This is a genomic window from Mycobacterium alsense (assembly GCF_002086635.1).
Lineage (GTDB): Bacteria > Actinomycetota > Actinomycetes > Mycobacteriales > Mycobacteriaceae > Mycobacterium > Mycobacterium alsense.
The window spans coordinates 36,679-57,335 of sequence record NZ_MVHD01000035.1; the positions used below are offsets into that span (position 1 = coordinate 36,679).

A 20,657-nucleotide genomic window follows, 5' to 3' on the forward strand; every position below is an offset into this window, starting at 1 on the left:
TCACCCGAAGAGGTTCGGCACGGAGCCGAAAAGCCCACGCTCCAACGAGGTCACCACATCGGCGGCGGTGGGCAGGCCGACCAGTGTTCCCTGCGAGAAGTACGGTCCGGCGTTGGGCGTCAGGGAAGAATAGCCTTCGTTGACGATCGGCTGCAGGAACGCGTTGAGGTTGCTGACGATCGGTTGCGGGACACCTATCTGCTCGAGCGGCAACAACATCGGCAGCGTCGGCGACGGGATCATGTACGTGGTGACCGTGCCGCCCAGGGAGGTGGTCGCGCTGGACACCTCCACCGCGTCCGAGACCGAGGCCAGCGACGTCGTGTTGTGGTTGTAGACCCCGGCGAACACCGAGTTCACCCAGGCCGGGATATTCCAGGGCCGGTCGGGCGGATTGCCGAAAAAGTCGTACTGACCGAACACCACGCTGACGTCGTACTGGGTGCTCGGCAGGCCCTGCGCCGTGTAGTCGACGAACGGCACGGTCAACCCATTCGGCAGGTACGTGTGCAGCAAGCCGGTCTCGGGGCCGTTGAACATGGCGAAGTGCAGCGCGCTGGGCGGTGGGGCGGTCGGATCGGCCGCCAGGTAGGCCAATTCGCGGTTGACGACGATAGTTCCCTCCGACAGCGCGGCGATGCTGACGGGCGAACCGTTGCCATTGGCGAACGCATTCATGATCTGGTCGTTGAGCGCCCGCTGCCCCATGGCGACGGCCTGGTTGACACCGGGGGCGGCCAGGCTGCCGCTGATGAGGCCGATGCTGGCCGGGTAATCGACGACCTGGGCGGTGGTTCCGGGGAACCAGTTCTGCCCGATGGCGTGGTTCAGGATGTCGTAGCCCTGCAGGACCGACACGGACAATGGCCCCGGGATGCTGCCCGCATAGATCAGCTGCCCCAGGTAGGGCAGGCTGGTGATGAAGTTCGGGTAGTACAGGGGTCCCGCGCCGGGCACGGTGATCCGCGTGCCCGCCGCTGCGGCCGGGGGAGCCGGGCCCCCCGCCAATGCCTGGGTCGTGGCGATCTCGGTGGACAGGTACGCGGTCGCGTTCGCCGCGAAGGTTTGCGCGAAGCTTTCCGGCAACCGCGCCGCCTCGGCGCAGATCGCCTGGAATTGTCGGCCGTGCGCGCCGAACACCCCGGCGATGCGGGCAGACACCTCGTCGGCGCCCGCGGCCAACAGCGACGTGGTGGAACTCGCGGCCGCCGCGTTCGCCGCGCTCACCGCGGACCCGATCCCGGCCATATCGTCGGCGGCGGCCGACAACCACTCAGGCGTTACGAGGACATACGACACTGGCGCCTCTTTGCGGAGCGAACACGGTGGCTGTGAGGTTACTCGCGGCCACGACGCCTGGCGTGGCTTTCGTCATCCGACCCGCATCGGCAACGACTCCAGACCGCGCAGGGAAACAAGGGGGCGGAACCGCAAACTCTCCCGCGGCACGGTGAGCTCCAGCCGATCGAACCTAAGCAACTGGGTGAGCGCGATGCGGCCCTCCAGCCGCGCCAGATGATGCCCAAGGCAGTAGTGTGCGCCGAACGCGAAGGCCAAGTGCTTATTCGGGTTGCGAGAAAGGTCGAGTTCGTCGGCGCCGGGAAAGACGGTCTCGTCGCGGTTGGCGGAAATGAGCATCCCGAAAACCCTGCTGCCCTTCGGGATTCGGGTCCCCGCGATCTCCACATCTTCTAACGCCACGCGCAATGTGCCCACCGGCACCGGGGTGGTGAACCGCAACAGTTCGTCGATGCCGGTGTTGAGCAGTTCCGGCTCCGCGCGCAGCCTTGCGAGCTGATCGGGATGGTCGAGTAGGGCCACCACGCTGTTGCCGATGAGGTTGGACGTGGTGTCGTGCCCGGCCAGCAGCAGCAGGAAAATCATCGCGATCGCCTCGCGGTCGCTCAGCTTGTCGCCCTCGTGGGTGGCTCGCACCAGCTGCGAGATCAGCCCGTCGTCGGGATGGCTCCGTCGTTCATCGGCGAGGCGTTCGAACAATTTGGTCAACTTGGCCGCGCCGGTGACCATTCCGACAAAGCCACGTGGGCTCGTGGGCGGGTTCTGGGTCAACTTCAGGCACAGGCCGTGAAACTCGTCGCGGTCTTGATCTTTGACACCGAGCAGTCGGGCGATCACCGTCAGGGGGAACGGCACGGCGAAATCGCTGACCAGATCGACCTCGCCCGACCGCGCCAGCTGCTCGGTGAGCTGCCGCGCGATGCGGGTGATGTCGTCGGCAAGGCCGGCCACCAGTTTCGGGGTGAACGCCTTGTGCACGAGTCTGCGCAATCGCTGATGGTCGGGATCGTCTTTGGTCACCATCGTCTCGGTCAACAGCGCGATCGGCTTCGGTATCAGCCAGCGCACGCGGCGCACGGGGTCGTGGTGCATCACGTCGCTGGAAAACCGCGGGTCGGCGAGCATGGCGAGGACATCGTCGTATCGGGTCAGCATGTAGCCCTTCCCCTTCCCCCCGGTTATCAGGGGGGCCCGCACCCTCGACACCGGGGCCGATCTGCGCAGCTCGGCATACCGCGGATAGGGATCGCTGAACATGATGGGATCGTCGAGATCGGTGAATTCGCGGCATCCGGCCTGCGCGGTCATGGGCTAACTATCGGGCATGGCTACGCGAGACGCCAGCGCCCGAGCGCGTCGACGAGGCGATCGAGGTCTTCCTGCGTGTTGTACAGGTGAAACCCCACGCGCGTCGCGCCCGCGCGTACGGATGCGCGGATACCGGCCCGCCGCAGCCCCTCGGCCGCGGGGCCGGCGGGCCAGGCCACGATCGCCGACTCGGATGGCGGCAACCCCAGTTCGGCGCGCAACAGGTTCGCCAGCTCCAGCGCGCGGGCCTGCACGGCGGCGCGGTCCAGCGACGCCAGCCACACCAGCGAGAGCCCCGCGCCCAGCACACTGAACCACGCCGGCGACGCGTCGAATTGCCGGGCGTCGGCGGCCAGCCGCATGGGCAGCCCGTACAGCGACGTCCACATGTCGGCGGCCGCGTACGGGTTGGCCGCGTGCGGGGTGAGCGCGTCGATCATGCGCCGGCTCAACGACATCCACGCCACGCCGCGGGGGCCGAGCAACCACTTGTAGCTGGGCGCGACCGTGACGTCGGCCCATGGCAGGGCGACGTCCTTCCAGCCCAGGGCCTGGCTGAGGTCGAGCACGGTGATGGTGCGCGACCCGGCGACGCTGCGCCGCACTTTGTCGACGTCGAGCACGGCGCCGTCGGCCGACTGCACCACGCTGGCCGCCACGACGTCGAAATCCCCGGCGGCGTCCTCGAGGTCGCCGGGCGGCAGTTCGGTGACGGTGACGCCGCGCGCGGCCTGAGCGGCGAACGGGTAAGTGACGCTAGTGAATTCGCCGCGCGGGGCCGCCACCCGGCTGCCGTCCGGGATCGCGGCGGCGACCAGCCCGATCGCCGACGACACGCTGGTCCCCATCGCCACCCGGTGCTCGTCGGCGCCGATCAGCGACGCGTAGGCCGCGCGGCTGGCGCGGATCGGCTCGTCGAAGTCACGGACCTGCAGCCGGCCCTCTTCCCAGGAGCGCACGCAGTCGCACAGCGCCTCGGCCGTAAAGTGCGGCGGCAAACCGAATGTCGGGGTGTCGAGAAATCCCTCGGCGCCGACGAACCGCGCACCGAACGCTTCACGGGCCATCGCGTCTCACACAGCCAGTCATCATTCCAACATGAAACGCCGCTATGCGGCTCGTCGTCTAATGTTCGCCGACCAGTTCATGTAGAAAAACCTCAACTTTCGCTTGCATTCCGTAGTACTTGAGAATGTGCTCGCGTAGGGGATTGTTGTGTAGCACTGCTCAGAATATGCGGGTGGTACGTGGCTTAGTGGAGCTAATTTATGCAGCGCCCTCGGACGTCAACGGGAGAACAAACCACGTTTTACGCCACAGACGTAGTGTCTGGCGCAACGCCAGCAGTCAAACTCCGCATCCTCATTCGGCACATGATTGCGGGCTTCACAACGTTCGCATTCGATTAGACGCCTACCGCGCGGCGACCTAAGCGGACGATCTTGTGCTACTGCAGAGGCTGCAACACCGAGAGGCCCGGGAAGAAACAGCAACGTCAATAGGAAGAACTGAACGCGACGGGTCTCCGGTGCTACCAACGTGGCGATGGCGGGGAACAGGAAGATCAAGAGCGCCAGAGCGACAACGAAGATTGTGTCTGCATATGGTGTGAGGTCAGGAAAACGGTAGTGGTCCTCGTAGTACATGGAAAGCATCTTTCCATCGAGCGCAGAAGCCACTCATGGTGGCATGCAAAAAAATCATCGCGCATCCGAAAGACGACGTCATGCCGAAGGTAAGTCCAAGGAGCAAGACGATTTGGCGGGGCCGAGCTTATCGATGCAATTCTGGTGTAATCACTTCGTCGTCAGCACCTGGTGGATTTCCGTTTCGGCACACCCACCAACCTACCCACCTCGCGACCATCGGAGTCTAAGTAGCGCAAGTTTTAGGATCAGAAGCTCAACCCGGAATACATGACCCGGTTGGGGTCGTACTTCTCGCGCACCGCCGTCAGCTGCGACAGGTTCGGGCCGAAGTAGCGCGACGCCGAGCCGTTGGCCTCCAGGTAGTTGACGTAGCCGCCCACCGAAAACTGTTGCACCGCTTGGTGCGCGGCGCTCAGCCACAGCGTCGCGGCGGGCACCTGGTTGGCGGCGGGCTCGACGTACCACTGCAGCAGAGCGGACTGCTTGCGCCACGGGAAGGCGGTGTCGCCCGGCGCGACGTCGCCGACGGCGCCGTCCATCGGGTCGACGAGTACCGACGCCTTGCCGCCGGAGGCCGGCCACCGGCCGATCGCGGTCGCGATGGCATGGGCCGCATCGGAATTCATCGTCGTGAGCACGTCGGAGCCGGCCACGAAGCCGACGGGCGAGGTCGTCGAGCCGCCGCCGGCCAGGTACGTCACCAGGTCCATGTGGCCGAGGGTCTTGTTCTGCACGGCGGTGGGCGCGACCCCGACCGCGGATTTGATCGCGTCGACGACACCGGGGCCGGCGCCGGCCGGGCAGGTCGCCAGCAGGTGGCAGTTCGGCTGGTTGCCTATCGAAAGATGAACGATGCCCCAGGTGTTGCGGTCCGCCGCGCTCAGCCAGGACTGCCAGCCGACCAGCACCTGCACCGCCGAGGCCGGCGGAAAGTCCAGCCGGACGACGTCGCTGTCGCCGGTCGCGAAGGTCGCGAAAGTCATCGACGTGGTCACCCCGAAATTGCCGCCGCCACCGCCGCGCAGCGCCCAGAACAGGTCCGGGTGGTCGTTGGCGGACGCCGTCACCACGTCGCCGCTGGGCAGCACCACCGTGGCCGACCGCAGCGCATCGCACGTCAGCCCGGCATGGCGGCAATCGGCGCCCACCCCGCCGCCAAGCGCCAGTCCGGCGATCCCGACGCTCGGGTAGGTCGCGGTGGGGATCGCGCGCCCGGCCCCGGCCAGCCCCTGGTGCACCGCGTACAGCGTGGTCGCCGGCGTGACGGTCGCGTTGCCGGCGCCGTCGACGTTCACCCCGCCGGGCAGCCCGCGCAGGTCGACGACCATTGTCCCGCCGGCGCTCGACGCGCCGATGTAGGAATGCCCGCCGCCGCGCGGGGAGATCTTGAGCCCGTTGGCCGCCGCGAACGAGACCGCCTTCTGCACGTCCGATTGCGACGACACGGCGATCACCGCCGCCGGGCTGGAGTTGTCGTAGAGCGAGTTGAAAACCCGCTTGCCCGCGGAGAATTGAGCGCCGTTGGCGGGCAGCAACACGCTGCCGCCGATGGAGGAGGCCAAGCCGCCCCAGCCGGTGGTGGGATCCGCGGCCGCGCGCGCAGCGCCGAATACCGTTCCGGTGGCGAGCATTCCGACGGCGCCGCGAAGAAACGTCTGGCGCGAGATCGCCTGGTCCGGTGGACGGCCGTGATTCGTCGTCATGGGCCGGATTCTGGTCGAATCGGCGCCCGAAATGCCGGCCCCCGGCCGAGTGTCAGGTAACAGTGTGGCCTCGATCGGGCGGCCACGGCCCGGCAGTGCGTCGGCCCGGCAAACCCCAATAAACGATGCGGCGGGCGCGCCGCCCTCACAAAACGCTTAGTGTGCAAACCTTTACCGCACCGTGTTGTAAATGTGACAGTGATAGATCAGAGTTCACTAACGTGACTCGAGTGCCCTCAGTGCACTCCGCGACTGATGGGGAGAGCGGCATGAAGGCACTGGCGGCGGAAACTCAGCGTTGGATCTGGTCGGTTCGTCACCAGCCACTGACCATTCGCCTGCTGGCCGCGGCCGCCGCCCTGTTCACCGTGGCCGCGGCGTTCGCCGCACCGGCCGAGGCGGATCCGGCGGCCGACGACGCCTTCATCGACGCGCTCAACCGCGCCGGCATCGACTTCGGCGAGCCGGGAAACGCGATGTCGGTGGGTCAGTCGATCTGCCCGATGCTCGCCCAGCCGGGCGGGAACTTCGCCGCGGCCGCGGCCAGCGTCAGCCACCAGGGCATGTCACCGCAGATGGCCCAGATGTTCACCACCATCGCCATTCAGATGTACTGCCCGCAGGAAATCGCCAACATCGCCAGCGGCAACCCGACCGCCGGGCTGCCCGGCATTCCCGGCAACCTGGCCGGCGGCCTGCCCGGCGGGCTGAGCCAAATCCCCGGCATGCCAGGGGTTTAACGCGTCCCCAGCGGGTCGATGGTCCACGCGATGTAGACCATCGCCGCCGCGACCGCCGCCGTGGTCACGAAGTCCAAGGCCTTGCCGCGCACCACCAGCAGGCCGGCCCGCTCGTCGGACAACACCAGCCGCAGCAGCGCCGCCACGCCCACCCCGATGCCGATCAGCAGGGCACCGCGACGCCAGAAGTTGGCCGCCACCAAGACGAAAGCCGCGCAGAAGATCAGCTCCACCAACAGGATCGGCCACTGAACCCGCAGGATCGTGCGCACCGCTATCGCCGCCCCTCGGCCAGCTCGACGACGTTGGTCAGCAGGAACGCGCGCGTGAGCGGGCCCACGCCGCCGGGATTCGGCGACACGTGGCCGGCCACCTCCCACACGTCGGGGTGCACGTCGCCGACGAGGCCGTCGTCGGTGCGGCTGACGCCGACGTCGACGACCGCGGCGCCCGGACGCACCATGTCGGCGGTCAGCAGGTGCGGGACGCCCACGGCGGCGACGATGATGTCCGCCTGCCTGGTCAGCGTGGGCAGGTCGCGAGTTCCGGTGTGGCACAGCGTGACCGTGGCGTTCTCGGAACGCCGGGTCAGCAGCAGACCCAGCGGGCGGCCCACCGTCACGCCGCGGCCGATGACGACCACGTGCGCGCCGGCGATCTCGACGTCGTAGCGCCGCAGCAGGTGGACGATGCCGCGCGGGGTGCACGGCAGCGGCGCCGGCGTGTTGAGCACCAGCCGGCCCAGGTTGGTCGGGTGCAGGCCGTCGGCGTCCTTGTCCGGGTCGACGCGCTCCAGCGCCGCGTTCTCGTCCAGCTGCTTGGGCAGCGGCAACTGCACGATGTAGCCGGTGCACTCGGGGTTGGCGTTGAGTTCGTCGATGGTCTGATTCAGGGTGGCGGGGCTGATGTCGGCGGGCAGGTCGCGACGGATGGAGGTGATGCCGACCTTGGCGCAGTCCGCGTGCTTGCCCCGGACGTAGGCCTGCGACCCCGGGTCGTCGCCGACGAGGATGGTGCCCAGCCCGGGCGTGCGCCCCGATGCGGTCAGTGCGGCCACCCGCTGCTTGAGGTCGACGAAGATCTCGTCCCGGGTGGCCTTGCCGTCCAGCGTGATTGCTCCCACGCCGACAGTCTGGCACGCTCCCCGGTATGCCTAGCCCTCCGGACGTGTTCAGCCCCGCCAAGCTCGGTCCGATAACGCTGCGTAACCGCACCATCAAATCGGCCACGTTCGAGGCGCGCACGCCCGACGCCCTGGTCACCGACGACCTGATCGAGTACCACCGGCTGCCGGCCGCCGGCGGGGTCGGCATGACGACCGTCGCCTATTGCGCCGTCTCCCCCGGCGGACGCACCGAGGGCAACGGCATCTGGATGCGGCCCGAGGCGGTGCCCGGATTCCGCCGGCTCACCGACGCGATCCACGCCGAGGGGGCGGCGGTGAGCGCGCAGATCGGCCACGCCGGACCGGTGGCCAACGCCAAGTCCAACAAGGCCAAGGCCCTGGCGCCGGTGCGGTTCTTCAACCCGATCGGGATGCGCTTCGCCAAAAAGGCGAGCCGCGAGGACATCGCCGATGTGACCGAGGCGCACGCCAACGCCGCCCGGCTGGCCATCGAGGCCGGCTTCGACGCCGTCGAAATCCACCTGGGCCACAACTACCTGGCGAGCTCGTTTCTGTCCCCGCTGATCAACCGCCGCGACGACGAATTCGGCGGCTCGCTGGAAAACCGGGCCAAGGTGGCCCGCGGCATCGTGATGGCCGTCCGGCGTGCGGTGGCAAAGGAGGGCACGCCGATCGCGGTCACCGCCAAGCTCAACATGGCCGACGGCGTGCGCGGCGGCATCAGCACCGAGGAATCGCTGAGGACCGCGAAGTGGCTGGAGGAGGACGGCGGGCTGGACGCGATCGAGCTGACCGCGGGCAGCTCGCTGGTCAACCCGATGTACCTGTTCCGCGGCGACGCCCCGATCAAGGAGTTCGCCGGGGCGTTCAAGCCCCCGTTGCGCTGGGGCATGCGGATGACCGGCACGAAGTTCCTGCGCGAGTACCCCTACCGCGAGGCCTATTTGTTGCGCGACGCCAAGCTGTTCCGTGCGGAGCTGAAGATGCCGCTGATCCTGCTCGGCGGCATCACCAACCGCGAGACGATGGACCTGGCGATGGCCGAGGGATTCGAGTTCGTCGCCATGGCCCGCGCGCTGCTGGCCGAGCCGGACCTGATCAACCGGATCGCCGCCGACGGGGCGGCGCACAGCGTGCAATCGGCGTGCACCCACTGCAACCGGTGCATGCCGACGATCTACAGCCGGACCCACTGCGTGGTGACCGGCGCCCCGGACGTCGTGGCCCGCTGACGACGCGCGCCGCCGGGTCGCGGCGTGGTGGCGCGTTCGCGGTCGCCGGGTCGAGGCGGATGTACGGCTACAGTTGTGGCGATGACTGCAGCAGCCCCGCCAGCGCTAACCGTCCGTCACGACGGGTCGGAACGCACCTTCGCAGCGGGTCATGACGTGGTGATCGGACGCGACCTGCGGGCCGACATGCGCATCACGCACCCGCTGATCTCGCGCGCGCACCTGCTGCTGCGCTACGACCAGGGCCGGTGGCTGGCCATCGACAACGGTTCGCTCAACGGGACTTTCGTCAACGGCCGGCGGGTGCCGGTGGTCGACATCCACGACGGCCAGACCATCAACATCGGAAACCCCGACGGCCCCCTGCTGACGTTCGAGGTCGGGCACCACCAGGGGTTGGCCGGGCGCCCGCCCCGGACCGAGTCGATGGGCATCCCGGTGGCGGCCCATCAGTCGGGGTCGGCGTGGCCGGCACCGCCGGGCCCGCCCGGTCCCCCGCCCGGACCGGCGGGCCGCCCGCCCGGCTGGGCGGCGTCGGTGGCGCGGCGGCCGCAGCACGTGGCGCCGCCACCCCCGGGGCCGCACGCCCACCACGGGCGCCCGCCCGTGCATCCGGGCAGCGCGCCGCCGCCGGCCAATTTCCAGCCCCACCCGCAGATGCCCGCGGCCGGCTCCCCCGCCGCGGCGCCGCAGACGCGGATGTCGCCCACCGCCGCCAAGCCGCCGGAGGTCGCCAACCTGGCGACCAAGGTGTTCCAGGCATTGCTGCCGTCCCGGTCCGGGGCGATGCAGAAGCCCAGCGGCGCGCAGACGATCGGCCGCGCCACCGACAACGACATCGTCATCCAGGACGTCCTGGCGTCGCGCCATCACGCGTTTTTGACGCAGACGCCGCTGGGCACCGAGATCCGCGACGCGCACAGCGTCAACGGCACGTTCGTCAACGGGGTGCGGGTCGGGTCCGCGGTGCTGACCGAGGGCGACGTGGTGACCATCGGCAACGTCGACCTGGTCTTCACCGGTGACACGCTGGTCCGCCGCACCGAGGCCGCCACCCGCACCGGCGGCCTGGAGGTGAACGGCGTCTGCTTCACCGTCGACCACGGCAAGCAGCTGCTCGACCACATCTCGCTGACCGCCCGCCCCGGGACGCTGACCGCCATCATCGGCGGGTCGGGCGCCGGGAAGACCACGCTGTCGCGGCTGATCGCCGGCTACACCAGCCCCACCTCGGGCACGGTGACGTTCGAGGGTCACAACATCCACACCGAGTACGCGTCGATGCGCAGCAGGATCGGGATGGTGCCCCAGGACGACGTGGTGCACCGCCAGCTCACGGTCAACCAGGCCCTGGGCTACGCGGCCGAGCTGCGGCTGCCGCCCGACACCAGCAAGGCCGACCGGGAACAGGCCATCGCGCAGGTCCTCGAGGAACTCGAGCTGACCAAGCACGCCGACACCCGCGTCGACAAGCTCTCCGGCGGACAGCGCAAGCGCGCCTCCGTCGCGCTCGAACTGCTGACCGGGCCGTCGCTGCTGATCCTGGACGAGCCCACCACCGGCCTGGACCCGGCACTGGACCGTCAGGTGATGATGATGCTGCGCCAACTCGCCGACGCGGGTCGCACGGTGCTGGTGGTCACCCACTCGGTGTCCTACCTCGACGTCTGCGACCAGTTGCTCTTGGTGGCGCCCGGCGGCAAGACGGCCTTCCTGGGCCCGCCCAGCCAGATCGGGGCGGCGATGGGCACCACCAACTGGGCCGACATCTTCGCCAAGGTGGGCGCCGACCCGGACGAGGCCAATCGCCGCTTCCTCGCCGAAAACAAGCACCTGGCCCACGCGCCGTCCGACTCCAGGCCGGCCGATTTGGGCGAACCCGTGCACACCGACCTGTTTCGCCAGTTCTCAACCGTCGCGCGCCGCCAGGTGCGCCTGGTGGTCTCCGACCGCGGCTACACGGTGTTTCTGGCGTTGCTGCCGTTTCTCATCGGTGTCCTGAGCCTCACCGTCCGCGGCACGACCGGGTTCGGCATGTCGGACCCGATGGGCAACAACCCCGCCCAGCCCGACCAGATCCTGGTCATGCTCAACGTCGGCGCCGTATTCATGGGAACCGCGCTGACGATCCGCGACCTCGTCGGTGAGCGGCCCATCTTCCGTCGCGAGCAGGCCGTCGGCCTGTCCACCGCGGCGTACATGGCCGCCAAGATCGTGGTGTTCAGCGTGTTCGCGATCATGCAGGCGGCGATCGCCACGGCGATCTCCGTAATCGGCTGGGGCAAGCCGCTTTCCGACGCCGTGCTGCTGGGGGACGTCAGATTCGAGCTGTTCGTCGACGTCGCCGCGACGTGTGTGGTTTCGGCGCTGCTCGGCATGGCCCTGTCCTCGCTCGCCACGTCGCAGGACCAGATCATGCCGATGCTGGTCGTGTCGATCATGTCGCAGCTGGTGTTCTCCGGCGGCATGATCTGGGTCACAAACCGGATCGTGCTCGACCAGCTGTCGTGGGCCACGCCCGCCCGGTGGGGCTTCGCCGCGTCGGCGTCGACGATCGACACCCACCGGCTGATACCGGGTCCGACCGACCCGAAAGACCAGCACTGGGACCACAAGTCGAGCGCGTGGCTGTTCGACATGTTCATGCTCGGGGTGCTGTCGGTGGCCTACAGCGCCATCACGTGGTGGAAGATCCGGCTCAAGCGGCGCTGACCGGGGTAGGGCGACGGCGGGGTTTGGCTCCTTCGCCAGCGGATATCCCTCTGGCTGGGATGAATACGGTCGCACCGCCCGTCCTCACCGTCTTCGGCAACGGGTCGAAACACACCTTCCGGGCAGGTCACGATGTCGTCGTCGGCAGTGACCTGCGCGCCGACGTGCGCATCACCCACCCCCTCATCTCACGCACCCACCTCCTGCTGCGCTTCGACAAGGGCAGGTGGTTGGCGATCGACAACGGATCGCCGCGCGGCACGTTCGTCGAACGGCGCCGGGCCCGGGTGATCGACATCTGCCACGGCCGGCGCATCAACATCGGCAACCCCGATGGGCCGTGCCTGGTCTTCGAGCTCGGGCCGGATCCGCGGGCCGGCGGCGCCGCACCGTCGACGGATCCGCTGCGCGCGGTTCAGCCGCAACGCAACCGGCGGCTGCCCCGGCCCCCGCGGTGGGCGCGTGGGGTCCGCAACGCGCCCGCGACGTCGGACCCGCCGACCCTCCCGGCGTCGGCGTTGCGCCCCCGCCCCGGCCCGGCCCCGGAACCGCGGACGGGTCCGGTCAACGCGACGCAGCCGGCGCCGCTTGCACCGCCGGGCGCCACGCAGGACCTCGTCGTACAGCACTCGGCGGGCGACCCCGACAAGCCGGAGGGTTTCGCGACGATCGGCCGCGCCACGTCAAACGACATCGTCGTCTACGACGTCATGGCGTCGCGCCACCACGCCATCATGGTTCCGACGCCGATGGGCACCGAGATCCGCGACGCGCGCAGCGTCAACGGGACGTTCGTCAACGGCGTGCGGGTCGGGTCCGCGCTGCTGACCGAGGGCGACGTGGTGACCATCGGCAACGTCGACCTGGTCTTCACCGGCACCGACCTGGTGCACCGGACCGGTGACGACGCCGCGACCGGCGGCCTGGAGGTCGCCGGCGTGCAATACCGCATCGACGGCAAGGAACTGCTCGACAACGTCTCGCTGACCGCCCGCCCGGGGACCCTCACCGCCATCATCGGGGGGTCGGGCGCCGGCAAGACCACGCTGGCGCGGCTGATCGCCGGGTACACGCGGCCCAGCGCCGGGTCCGTCACGTTCGAGGGACACGACATCCACGCCGAGTACGCGACGCTGCGGACCCGGATCGGGATGGTCCCCCAGGACGACGTCGTGCACCGCCAGCTGACCGTGAACCAGGCGCTGGGATATGCCGCCGAACTGCGGCTGCCGCCGGACACCAGCGCCGACGACCGCGCGCAAGCGGTCGCCCGGGTGCTCGACGAGCTGAACCTGACCGAGCAGGCCGACACCCGGGTGGACAAGCTGTCCGGCGGGCAGCGCAAACGCGCGTCGGTGGCGCTGGAACTGCTCACCGGGCCGTCGCTGCTGATCCTCGACGAGCCCACCACCGGCCTGGACCCGGCGCTGGACTCCCAGGTCATGATGATGCTGCGCCAGCTCGCCGACGCCGGGCGCACGGTGCTGGTGGTGACGCATTCGGTGGCCCACCTCGACCTGTGCGACCAGCTGCTGCTGCTGGCCCCGGGCGGCAAGACGGCCTACTTCGGGCCGCCCGGCGAGATCTCGTCGGTCACGGGGACCACCACCTGGGCCGAGATCTTCGTCAAGGTGGGCGCCGACCCCGACGAGGCCAAGCGGCGCTTCCTGGCGCGCAAGCGCCCGGAGCCGGAGCTGCCGAAGGCCCAGCCACGCGACCTGGGCGAGCCGGTGAACATCGATGTTCGCCGCCAGTTTTCGACGATCGCGCGGCGCCAGGTTCGCCTCGTCGTCTCCGACAGCTGGTACACGGTGTTTTTGGCGGTCTTGCCGTTCGTCATCGGGCTGCTCGCGCTGACCGTTCCCGGCACGACCGGGTTCGGGTTGGCCGACCCGAACGGCAAGACACCCGCCGAGCCCGCCCAGATCCTGGTCCTGCTGTGTGTGGGCGCGGTCTTCATGGGCACCGCGCTGACAATCCGCGACCTGGTCGGCGAGCGGCCCATCTTCCGGCGGGAACAGGCGTTCGGCCTGTCGACCGGGGCCTACCTGCTGGCCAAGGTCGCGGTGTTCTGCGTCTTCGCGATCGCGCAGGCGGCGTGCGCCACCACCATCACGATCATCGGCAAGGGCACGCCGACCCGCGGGGCGGTGCTGCTCGGCAACCCCACCCTCGAGCTGTACGTCGCGACGGCGGCGACCTGCATCGTCGCGGCGATCATCGGCCTGGTCCTGTCGGCGGTGGCCCGCACCAGCGACCACATCCTGCCGCTGCTGGTCGTGGCCATCATGGCGCAGCTGGTGTTCTCCAGCGGGGTGATCCCGGTGACCAACCGGCCCCTGATCGACCAGCTGTCCTGGCTCACGCCCGCGCGCTGGGGCTTCGCGGCGTGTGCGTCGACCATCGACCTGAACCACGTGGAGCCCAGCCCCTTCAGCCCGAAGGACAGCCACTGGAACCACACGGCCGGCGCGTGGTCGCTGGACATGGCCATGCTGCTGGTGCTGGGGGTCGCCTACTCGATGATCGTGTGGTGGCGAATCCGGTTGCGGCGCTAGCGATCAGCTCGCGGCCAGGGTCTCCAGCGCGTACTCGCTGACGGCGATCAGCGCGTCGGTCGCCGACCGGCGGTCCCTGGCGTCGACGGTGATCACGGGGATGTGCTTGGGCAGGGTCAGCGCCTCGCGCACCGCCTCGACGGGATAGCGTGGCGCGCCGTCGAATTCGTTGACCGCGATCAGAAACGGCAGGTTGCGGTGCTCGAAGAAGTCGACCGCGGCGAAGCTGTCCTGCAGGCGCCGGCAGTCGACCAGCACGATCGCGCCGATCGCGCCGCGCACCAGGTCGTCCCACATGAACCAGAACCGCCGCTGGCCCGGGGTCCCGAAAAGGTAGAGCACCAGTTCCTCGTCCAGGGTGATGCGGCCGAAGTCCATCGCGACCGTGGTGGTCCGCTTGTCGGGGGTGGCCTCGAGCGCGTCGACGCCCACCGACGCGTCGGTCAGCATCGCCTCGGTGCGCAACGGCATGATCTCCGACACCGCCCCGACGAACGTGGTCTTGCCGACCCCGAAGCCGCCCGCGACCACGATCTTCGTCGAAGCGTGGGCACTGCCATGGTGGGCGTCATAGTGCCTTAAGGCCACGCAGGGTCCTTCCTATGAGTTCGTGGCGCTCGTCGCGGGTGGAACGCTCGGTCAATGTCCTGTGCACCCGAAGGTAGCCGGACAGCACCAGATCGCCGACCAGGACGCGCGCGACGCCGACCGGTAAATCCAGCCGGGCCGAGATTTCCGCGACCGACGGGCTGCTGGTGCACAGTTGGACGATCTTGCCTCTCGCATCGTTGGGTGGCCACGGGTGGGCCAGGCCCGCCGGCAACGTCCCTATCGGCGCCTCCAGCGGAAGGTCGACGTCGGTGCCGGTCCGTCCGGACGTCAGCGTGTACGGACGGACCAGGCTGGCCTCACGCGAGGGCGGCCAGGTCTCGCGTCTGTCCATGGCGGCTCACGAGTGCGTAGCGGACCGGCGGGTGGACTGCACCACGCCGCCCACCCGTTCGACGAGGATGGCCATCTCATAGCCGATCTGGCCGATATCGCACGACGAGACGGCCAGCGTGGCCAGGTGCGAGCCGTCGCCGACCCGCATCAGCAGCAGGTAGCCGTTTTGCATCTCGACCACCGACTGCAGCACCTGGCCGCCTTCGAACAGCTGGGCGGCGCCCGTCGCGAGGCTGGCCAGCCCCGAGGCGACGGCGGCCAGCTGGTCGGCGCGTTCGCGCGGGAGGTGCTCGCTGGCGGCGACGGGCAGCCCGTCGACGGACACCAGCAGCGCGTGCGCGACGCCGGGGACCTCGCGGGCGAACCTCGTCACCAGCCAGTCCAGCGAGTTGCCGGCAGACGTCATTCCTGACCAGACCCTTCGTTCGTGTCGCGGGCGTGCGACCGGCCCGAGCGCACGCCACCGAAATGGCTGCTGAACGACGCCCGGACGGCCTCCGGGTCGCGGCCCGCGGCCGCGTGCTGCGGCCGCCGCCCCGGAGCGGACGCGCCGTTGGTGCCGACCAGGGAGTCCCGGTCATCGCCCGGCTCGTCGGCCGCAGCGGCCCCGTTGGCCGCACCCGGCACCAAGCGGGCCCCGGGCTTGCGGATCGGCAGCCCGTGCTCGGTTTGCGACTCGACCGGCTTCTCGTCGGCCGCGGCCGCCAGCGTCCAGCCCCGGTCCCACACCGACTGCCAATCCAGATCGGCGCTGTTGACCAGGTCGTGCGGATCGCCCAGCATCTCCGCCAGCATCCGACGGTAGATGACGTCATCGTCGGCCGCCGCCGGGGGCGCGGGAGCCTTCGGGATCGACGGGCGCTCCGGGCCGGCGGCGGGCGGCCGCGGGCCTTCCGGTGTTGCCGGGCCGGCCGCGCTCCGGGACCGCGCCGCGAAGAACGCCGACGTGTCCGACACGGGTTTCGCCGGGGCCGGCTCCGGCTCCGGCGCCGGCTGTTTCGGCGCGGGCCGCGCGGGCTCGGCCCCGGCGCTCTCGGGCTCCGGCTCGGCCCGCTGCCCGCCCTCCCACCAGGGCGTGGCGAGCTCGCGCCGCTCGCGGCGGGGCAGCTCCGCGGCGGGCGGCGCCGCGGGAGCGTCGGGAATTTCCGAGATCCCGCTGGAGCCCGGGTTGCGACGCGGCAGCAACGTGACCGACGGTTCCGGCGCCTCGGCGCCGTTCTGGTGCGCCGGGTCCGGCGCGGGGATCGCGCCGGCCAATTGGGCGCCGGGCTCCCGGCGACCGGCGGCCGCCCGTTCCGGGCGATCCCGGGCCGCGGGCGGGGCGGCGGCCAGGCCCTCGAGCACCGACGGCGGCAGGTAGATCTCCGCCGTCGTGCCGGCACCGGCCTCGTGGGCGGACGGGCCGCGCAGGCCCACCCGGATGCCGTGCCGGGCGGCGATCCGGCCCACCACGAAAAGCCCCATGTGCCGGGCATTCTCGGGAACGGGGTCGGGGGTGGCCTGTGCATGATCGCCTCCGGCCTGCAGCCGCATGTTGGCCATGCGCCGATCGGCGTCGTTCATGCCCAGGCCGGAGTCGGCGATCCGCACCATGACGCCGCCACGCGGCCCGTTGCCGCCCAGCGATGCCGATATCCGGACGGTCGTCGTGGGCGGCGAGTAGCGCAGGGCGTTGTCGATCAGCTCGGCGAACAGGTGGATCACGCCACCCGCCGCCGCGCCGAGCAGCGCGCAGTCGGGCAGGCCGGTGACCTCGACCCGGCGGTAGTCCTCGACCTCGGACACCGCCGCGTTGATCACCGTCGACAGCGGCACCGGGTCGCGCTGGTCGCGGGCGAGCTGTGCGCCCGCGAGCACCAGCAGGTTGGCGCTGTTGCGGCGCAGCCGGGCCGCCAGGTGATCGAGGCGGAACAGGTTGTCCAGCCGCTCGGGATCCTCCTCGTTGCGCTCCAGCCGGTCGATCAACGCCAGCTGCTGGTCGACCAGCGACCGGCTGCGCCGCGACATGGTCTCGAACATGTCGTTGACCAGCAGGCGCAGGCGCGCCTCGTCACCGGCGAGCAGCAGGGCCTGGGTGTGCAGTTCGTCGACGGCGTGGGCGACCTGGCCGATCTCCTCGGTGGTGTACACCGGCAGCGGCTGCGGAACCGGTTCGGCGCCACCGGCTTTGACGCGGGCCACCTCCTCCTCGAGATCGGTGTGTGCGACCTTGAGCGCGCCGTCGCGCAGCACGCGCAGCGGCCGCACCAGGGCGCGGGCCACCAGCAACACGACGAGCAGCGCGATCACGATCGCGGCCAGCACCAGCGCGGTGTCTCGCACCGCCGCGTCGCGGCGATCGGTGGCCTCGGTGTGCACGGCCTTGGTCACCGACGCGGTGGCGTCGGTGATGACCTGCTCGGCGATCCCGTCGGTGGTCTGGATCGAGCGCAACAGCTCGGGGTTGTCGACGAGCACGCTGGCCGGGTCCGACATGATCGCCATCCGGGTCACCATCTGCTGCTGCAGCGTGTGGGCCTCGGGCGAGCCGGCGCCCAGCACCTCGCTCATCCCGAACAGCGTCGACGGTTCGGTGCCCGCCAGGGTGATCATCGACGTCCGCAGCTGCGGCTCGGGCAGGTCGGCGCCGCGCGTCACCAAGATTTTCTGCATCGTCATCTGCCCGCGGGCGCCGACGGCGCGGCTCAGCCCCTGCGCCTCGGCGCGGATGCGCTCGTTGTCCACGCGCACCGAGGCGTTGACGACGTCCTCGGCGGTCAGCAGGATCGGGGCATACGTGGTCACCCGGTCCCGCAAACCGATGCTGTTGTCGCCCACCTTGTCCAGCAGCCCCTGGCCGCCGTTCAGCAGGGTGTTCACTCCGGACCGGACGTCGGCGGTGACGTCGGTGTCCGCCAGTCGCTGCTGCAGCTCGTAGCGGCGCGCCTGGTAGTTCTTCTTGGCCCCTTCGACGTCGTGCCCGGTGGAGTTCGCCAGCAGGGCGACGTCCAGCGCCGACATGTACTTGGTGATCGCCGGCAGCATGTCGGCGCGGGCGGCGGCCAGCTTGAGGCCGCCGGAGTTGGCCATCGCGTCCTTGATGCGCAACCCCCCGAAGGCCGTCGCCAAAACCACCGGGACCAGCACGATTGCCAACACCTTGTAGCGGACGGGCCAATTGCTCGGCGACCAGCGCGGCGGACGCTTGGCGGGCGTCGCGGTGCCCTGTCCGGACCGGCTCGGGGCCGCCTCGACCGCGTGGGCCGGGCGGGTGAACATGGTCATGCGCTGACGGCCGCGCGGCCGGCCGCTGCGCCGGTTCTCGGCGCGTCCAGAAACGAGAGGCTCATGGGACTTCCTGCTTTATTCCGCCGTTGATCCGCCCTTGCCACGCAGATGGGCGCGGGCGATAACGCCTGGCAATCCGACGAGTATGACAGCCCGCGGCCGAGGTCTCCACAATTCTTACTGAGTACGCAGAGCCCTCTCAGGTCTACCTGTGCGCCGGTGCGCAAGTCTGGCAAACAAATCGCTTTGCCATGATCGGCTGATGTTCAGGCTGCTGTTCTTCTCACCGCGCATCGCGCCGAACACGGGCAACGCCATCCGGACGGCGGCGGCCACCGGCGCCGAACTGCATCTGGTCGAGCCGCTGGGCTTCGACCTGTCCGAACCCAAACTGCGGCGCGCCGGCCTGGACTACCACGACCTCGCCTCGGTCACCGTGCACGCCTCGCTGCAGGCCGCCTGGGAGTCGCTCGCGCCGGCGCGGGTGTTCGCCTTCACGGCGCACGCCCCGACCTCGTTCGCCGACGTCGACTACCGGGCCGGCGACGTGTTGATGTTCGGCCCGGAGCCCGACGGCCTGGACGCGGCGACCCTGGCCGACGCGCACATCAGCCGGCGGGTGCGCATCCCGATGCTGGCGGGCCGGCGCTCGCTGAACCTGTCCAACGCGGCGGCGATCGCCGTCTACGAGGCCTGGCGTCAGCACGGCTACGCCGGCGCGGGTTAGGCGCGGCGGTGCTGGTGAGCCAGCCCCCGTGCGCCGTCACGCACGGGGCGATCGAGGGCCTCACTGGCGACCGCTTCGCCTGTCAATAGGCTGTGCGGTACGCGAAAGCCGAGGTTGTCGGCCCGCGGGGCAATACACTGTGCGCGCGTATCGATGACCGAGGGGACAGAAATGCCGCACGTGGTGGCGTTGCCGGCGTCAGTGGCGGCGGCGGCCGCGGATGTGGCGGGGATCGGTTCGGCGCTCGACGCGGCCCACGCGGCGGCCAAGGGTGCCACGACGGGGCTGCTGGCCGCCGGAAGCGACGAGGTATCGGCGGTGGTGACGTCGCTGTTTTCCGGCTACGCCCGGGACTATCAGTACCTGGCCGCGCAGGCGGCTGCGTTTCACGACCAGTTCGTGGGCGCGTTGAGCGCCGCCGGAATCGCCTATGCCGGCGCCGAGGCGGCCAACGCCTCCCCGCTGCAGACCCTTGAGCAGGACGCGCTGAACGCGATCAACGCCCCCACCAACGCGCTGTTCGGGCGCCCGCTGATCGGCGACGGCGCCAACGGGACGGCGGCCAGCCCGAACGGCGGCGCCGGCGGATTCCTCTACGGCAACGGCGGCGCCGGTTATTCCCCACCGACCAACTCCGGTCTGGCCGGCGGCGCCGGCGGAAGCGCGGGCCTGATCGGCAACGGCGGCGCCGGCGGCGCCGGCGGGTCTGGGGCGACCGGTGGGGTGGGCGGTCGCGGCGGCTGGATGTACGGCAAGGGCGGCGCCGGCGGCGCCGGCGGTAACGCTGTGGTCGCCGGCGGCGCCGGCGGCAACGGAGGCGCCGGGGGCGCAGCCGGTCTGTGGGGAAGCGGCGGGGCCGGCGGCCACGGCGGCGACGGCGTGACCGGGGCCAACGGCGTCAACCCGACACCGGTGAACAACACCGCGCTGAATGGCGCCAACGGCACCAGCAACAACGTCGACCTCGAGAACAATGTCTACGGCACATCGGGCGGTAACGGCACGTCCGGGAGCGCCGGGGTCAACGGCGGTGCCGGCGGCGACGGCGGAAATGCCGCCGCCATTTTGGGGACCGTCGAAGACGCCACGGGCGGCACAGGCGGCGACGGGGCAACCGGCGGAGCGGGCGGTGCGACGGGCGGCGCCGGCGGGCACGGCGGCACCGTCTCCACCGATTTCGGCGTCGCTTTGGGTGGTCATGGCGGCAACGGCGGTGCCGGTGGGGCGGGATTCAGCCCCGGGACCGCTTCCGGCGCCGTCCCCGGCACCAACGGCGGCGCGGGCGGTCACGGCGGTTGGCTGTATGGCAGCGGCGGGGCCGGCGCCACCGGCGGTGCCGGTGCGACGGGCGCCGTGTCGGGCGACAGCGGCGGCAACGGGGGCAACGGCGG

General features: G+C 70.1%; 16 protein-coding genes. 6 read left to right on the top strand and 10 right to left on the bottom strand.

Annotated features, from left to right (window positions below):
- The 4 genes from BST11_RS18325 to BST11_RS18340 form a co-directional block, all read right to left on the bottom strand.
- Window positions 1–1,299 (bottom strand): PE-PPE domain-containing protein, encoded by a 1,299-nt coding sequence (locus BST11_RS18325; protein ID WP_083139312.1) that lies wholly within the window; start codon window positions 1,297–1,299, stop codon window positions 1–3.
- 72 nt (window positions 1,300–1,371) lie between these two features.
- Window positions 1,372–2,607: a cytochrome P450 family protein gene (locus BST11_RS18330; RefSeq protein ID WP_083139313.1), complete on the bottom strand. Its 1,236-nt coding sequence runs from the start codon at window positions 2,605–2,607 to the stop codon at window positions 1,372–1,374.
- Between the two features lie 20 nt (window positions 2,608–2,627).
- Complete coding sequence (locus BST11_RS18335) at window positions 2,628–3,674, bottom strand: aminotransferase class V-fold PLP-dependent enzyme (protein WP_083139314.1); 1,047 nt, start codon at window positions 3,672–3,674, stop codon at window positions 2,628–2,630.
- A gap of 827 nt (window positions 3,675–4,501) precedes the next feature.
- Window positions 4,502–5,959 (bottom strand): FAD-binding oxidoreductase, encoded by a 1,458-nt coding sequence (locus BST11_RS18340; protein WP_083139315.1) that lies wholly within the window; start codon window positions 5,957–5,959, stop codon window positions 4,502–4,504.
- Between the two features lie 269 nt (window positions 5,960–6,228).
- Between BST11_RS18340 and BST11_RS18345 the strand changes: the two genes are divergently transcribed.
- Window positions 6,229–6,699, top strand: coding sequence for a DUF732 domain-containing protein (locus BST11_RS18345; RefSeq protein WP_083139316.1), 471 nt, complete (start codon window positions 6,229–6,231; stop codon window positions 6,697–6,699).
- Here BST11_RS18345 and BST11_RS18350 read toward each other — a convergent pair.
- On the bottom strand, window positions 6,696–6,977 hold the full coding sequence (locus BST11_RS18350; protein WP_165608049.1) for a DUF3017 domain-containing protein: 282 nt from the start codon (window positions 6,975–6,977) through the stop codon (window positions 6,696–6,698). The genes BST11_RS18345 and BST11_RS18350 overlap by 4 nt on opposite strands.
- Window positions 6,974–7,822 carry a bifunctional methylenetetrahydrofolate dehydrogenase/methenyltetrahydrofolate cyclohydrolase gene (locus BST11_RS18355; protein WP_083139317.1) on the bottom strand — a complete coding sequence of 283 codons (849 nt, stop codon included), beginning with the start codon at window positions 7,820–7,822 and terminating at the stop codon, window positions 6,974–6,976. The genes BST11_RS18350 and BST11_RS18355 overlap by 4 nt, the downstream gene beginning before the upstream one ends.
- Window positions 7,823–7,848: 26 nt before the next feature.
- On the opposite strand from BST11_RS18355, the gene BST11_RS18360 reads away from it, so the two are divergent.
- From BST11_RS18360 to BST11_RS18370, 3 genes are all read left to right on the top strand, one after another.
- A complete protein-coding gene (locus tag BST11_RS18360; RefSeq protein ID WP_083139318.1) occupies window positions 7,849–9,057 on the top strand; it encodes an NADH:flavin oxidoreductase in 1,209 nt (402 codons plus the stop codon).
- 81 nt (window positions 9,058–9,138) lie between these two features.
- Window positions 9,139–11,769: an FHA domain-containing protein gene (locus BST11_RS18365; RefSeq protein ID WP_083139329.1), complete on the top strand. Its 2,631-nt coding sequence runs from the start codon at window positions 9,139–9,141 to the stop codon at window positions 11,767–11,769.
- 59 nt (window positions 11,770–11,828) lie between these two features.
- Window positions 11,829–14,327, top strand: coding sequence for an ATP-binding cassette domain-containing protein (locus BST11_RS18370; protein WP_083139319.1), 2,499 nt, complete (start codon window positions 11,829–11,831; stop codon window positions 14,325–14,327).
- 3 nt (window positions 14,328–14,330) lie between these two features.
- Here BST11_RS18370 and BST11_RS18375 read toward each other — a convergent pair whose 3' ends face one another.
- From BST11_RS18375 to BST11_RS18390, 4 genes are read right to left on the bottom strand one after another with little or no spacing between them, the layout of a single operon-like run.
- Window positions 14,331–14,915 carry a GTP-binding protein gene (locus BST11_RS18375; RefSeq protein ID WP_067318916.1) on the bottom strand — a complete coding sequence of 195 codons (585 nt, stop codon included), beginning with the start codon at window positions 14,913–14,915 and terminating at the stop codon, window positions 14,331–14,333.
- A complete protein-coding gene (locus tag BST11_RS18380) occupies window positions 14,896–15,270 on the bottom strand; it encodes a DUF742 domain-containing protein (RefSeq protein WP_083139320.1) in 375 nt (124 codons plus the stop codon). Before BST11_RS18380 ends, BST11_RS18375 begins: the two co-directional genes overlap by 20 nt.
- A 6-nt stretch (window positions 15,271–15,276) precedes the next feature.
- Window positions 15,277–15,678, bottom strand: coding sequence for a serine protease inhibitor (locus BST11_RS18385; protein WP_083139321.1), 402 nt, complete (start codon window positions 15,676–15,678; stop codon window positions 15,277–15,279).
- Window positions 15,675–18,536 (bottom strand): sensor histidine kinase, encoded by a 2,862-nt coding sequence (locus BST11_RS18390; RefSeq protein ID WP_083139322.1) that lies wholly within the window; start codon window positions 18,534–18,536, stop codon window positions 15,675–15,677. Before BST11_RS18390 ends, BST11_RS18385 begins: the two co-directional genes overlap by 4 nt.
- A 265-nt stretch (window positions 18,537–18,801) precedes the next feature.
- On the opposite strand from BST11_RS18390, the gene BST11_RS18395 reads away from it, so the two are divergent.
- Together BST11_RS18395 and BST11_RS18400 are read left to right on the top strand one after the other, a co-directional pair.
- Window positions 18,802–19,266 carry a tRNA (cytidine(34)-2'-O)-methyltransferase gene (locus BST11_RS18395; RefSeq protein WP_083139323.1) on the top strand — a complete coding sequence of 155 codons (465 nt, stop codon included), beginning with the start codon at window positions 18,802–18,804 and terminating at the stop codon, window positions 19,264–19,266.
- Window positions 19,267–19,437: 171 nt separating this feature from the next.
- Window positions 19,438–20,657 (top strand): PE family protein (locus tag BST11_RS18400; protein WP_083139324.1); only part of this gene is annotated, 1,220 nt, incomplete at its 3' end.

What these genes read in the sequence shown, in the direction of transcription:
- BST11_RS18340 (WP_083139315.1), bottom strand. Translation starts at nt 5,959, where the DNA reads ATGACGACGAATCACGGCCGTCCACCGGACCAGGCGATCTCGCGCCAG.
- BST11_RS18360 (WP_083139318.1), top strand. Translation starts at nt 7,849, where the DNA reads ATGCCTAGCCCTCCGGACGTGTTCAGCCCCGCCAAGCTCGGTCCGATA.
- BST11_RS18345 (WP_083139316.1), top strand. Translation starts at nt 6,229, where the DNA reads ATGAAGGCACTGGCGGCGGAAACTCAGCGTTGGATCTGGTCGGTTCGT.
- BST11_RS18370 (WP_083139319.1), top strand. Translation starts at nt 11,829, where the DNA reads ATGAATACGGTCGCACCGCCCGTCCTCACCGTCTTCGGCAACGGGTCG.
- BST11_RS18365 (WP_083139329.1), top strand. Translation starts at nt 9,139, where the DNA reads ATGACTGCAGCAGCCCCGCCAGCGCTAACCGTCCGTCACGACGGGTCG.
- BST11_RS18390 (WP_083139322.1), bottom strand. Translation starts at nt 18,536, where the DNA reads ATGACCATGTTCACCCGCCCGGCCCACGCGGTCGAGGCGGCCCCGAGC.
- BST11_RS18385 (WP_083139321.1), bottom strand. Translation starts at nt 15,678, where the DNA reads ATGACGTCTGCCGGCAACTCGCTGGACTGGCTGGTGACGAGGTTCGCC.
- BST11_RS18380 (WP_083139320.1), bottom strand. Translation starts at nt 15,270, where the DNA reads ATGGACAGACGCGAGACCTGGCCGCCCTCGCGTGAGGCCAGCCTGGTC.
- BST11_RS18335 (WP_083139314.1), bottom strand. Translation starts at nt 3,674, where the DNA reads ATGGCCCGTGAAGCGTTCGGTGCGCGGTTCGTCGGCGCCGAGGGATTT.
- BST11_RS18330 (WP_083139313.1), bottom strand. Translation starts at nt 2,607, where the DNA reads ATGACCGCGCAGGCCGGATGCCGCGAATTCACCGATCTCGACGATCCC.
- BST11_RS18395 (WP_083139323.1), top strand. Translation starts at nt 18,802, where the DNA reads ATGTTCAGGCTGCTGTTCTTCTCACCGCGCATCGCGCCGAACACGGGC.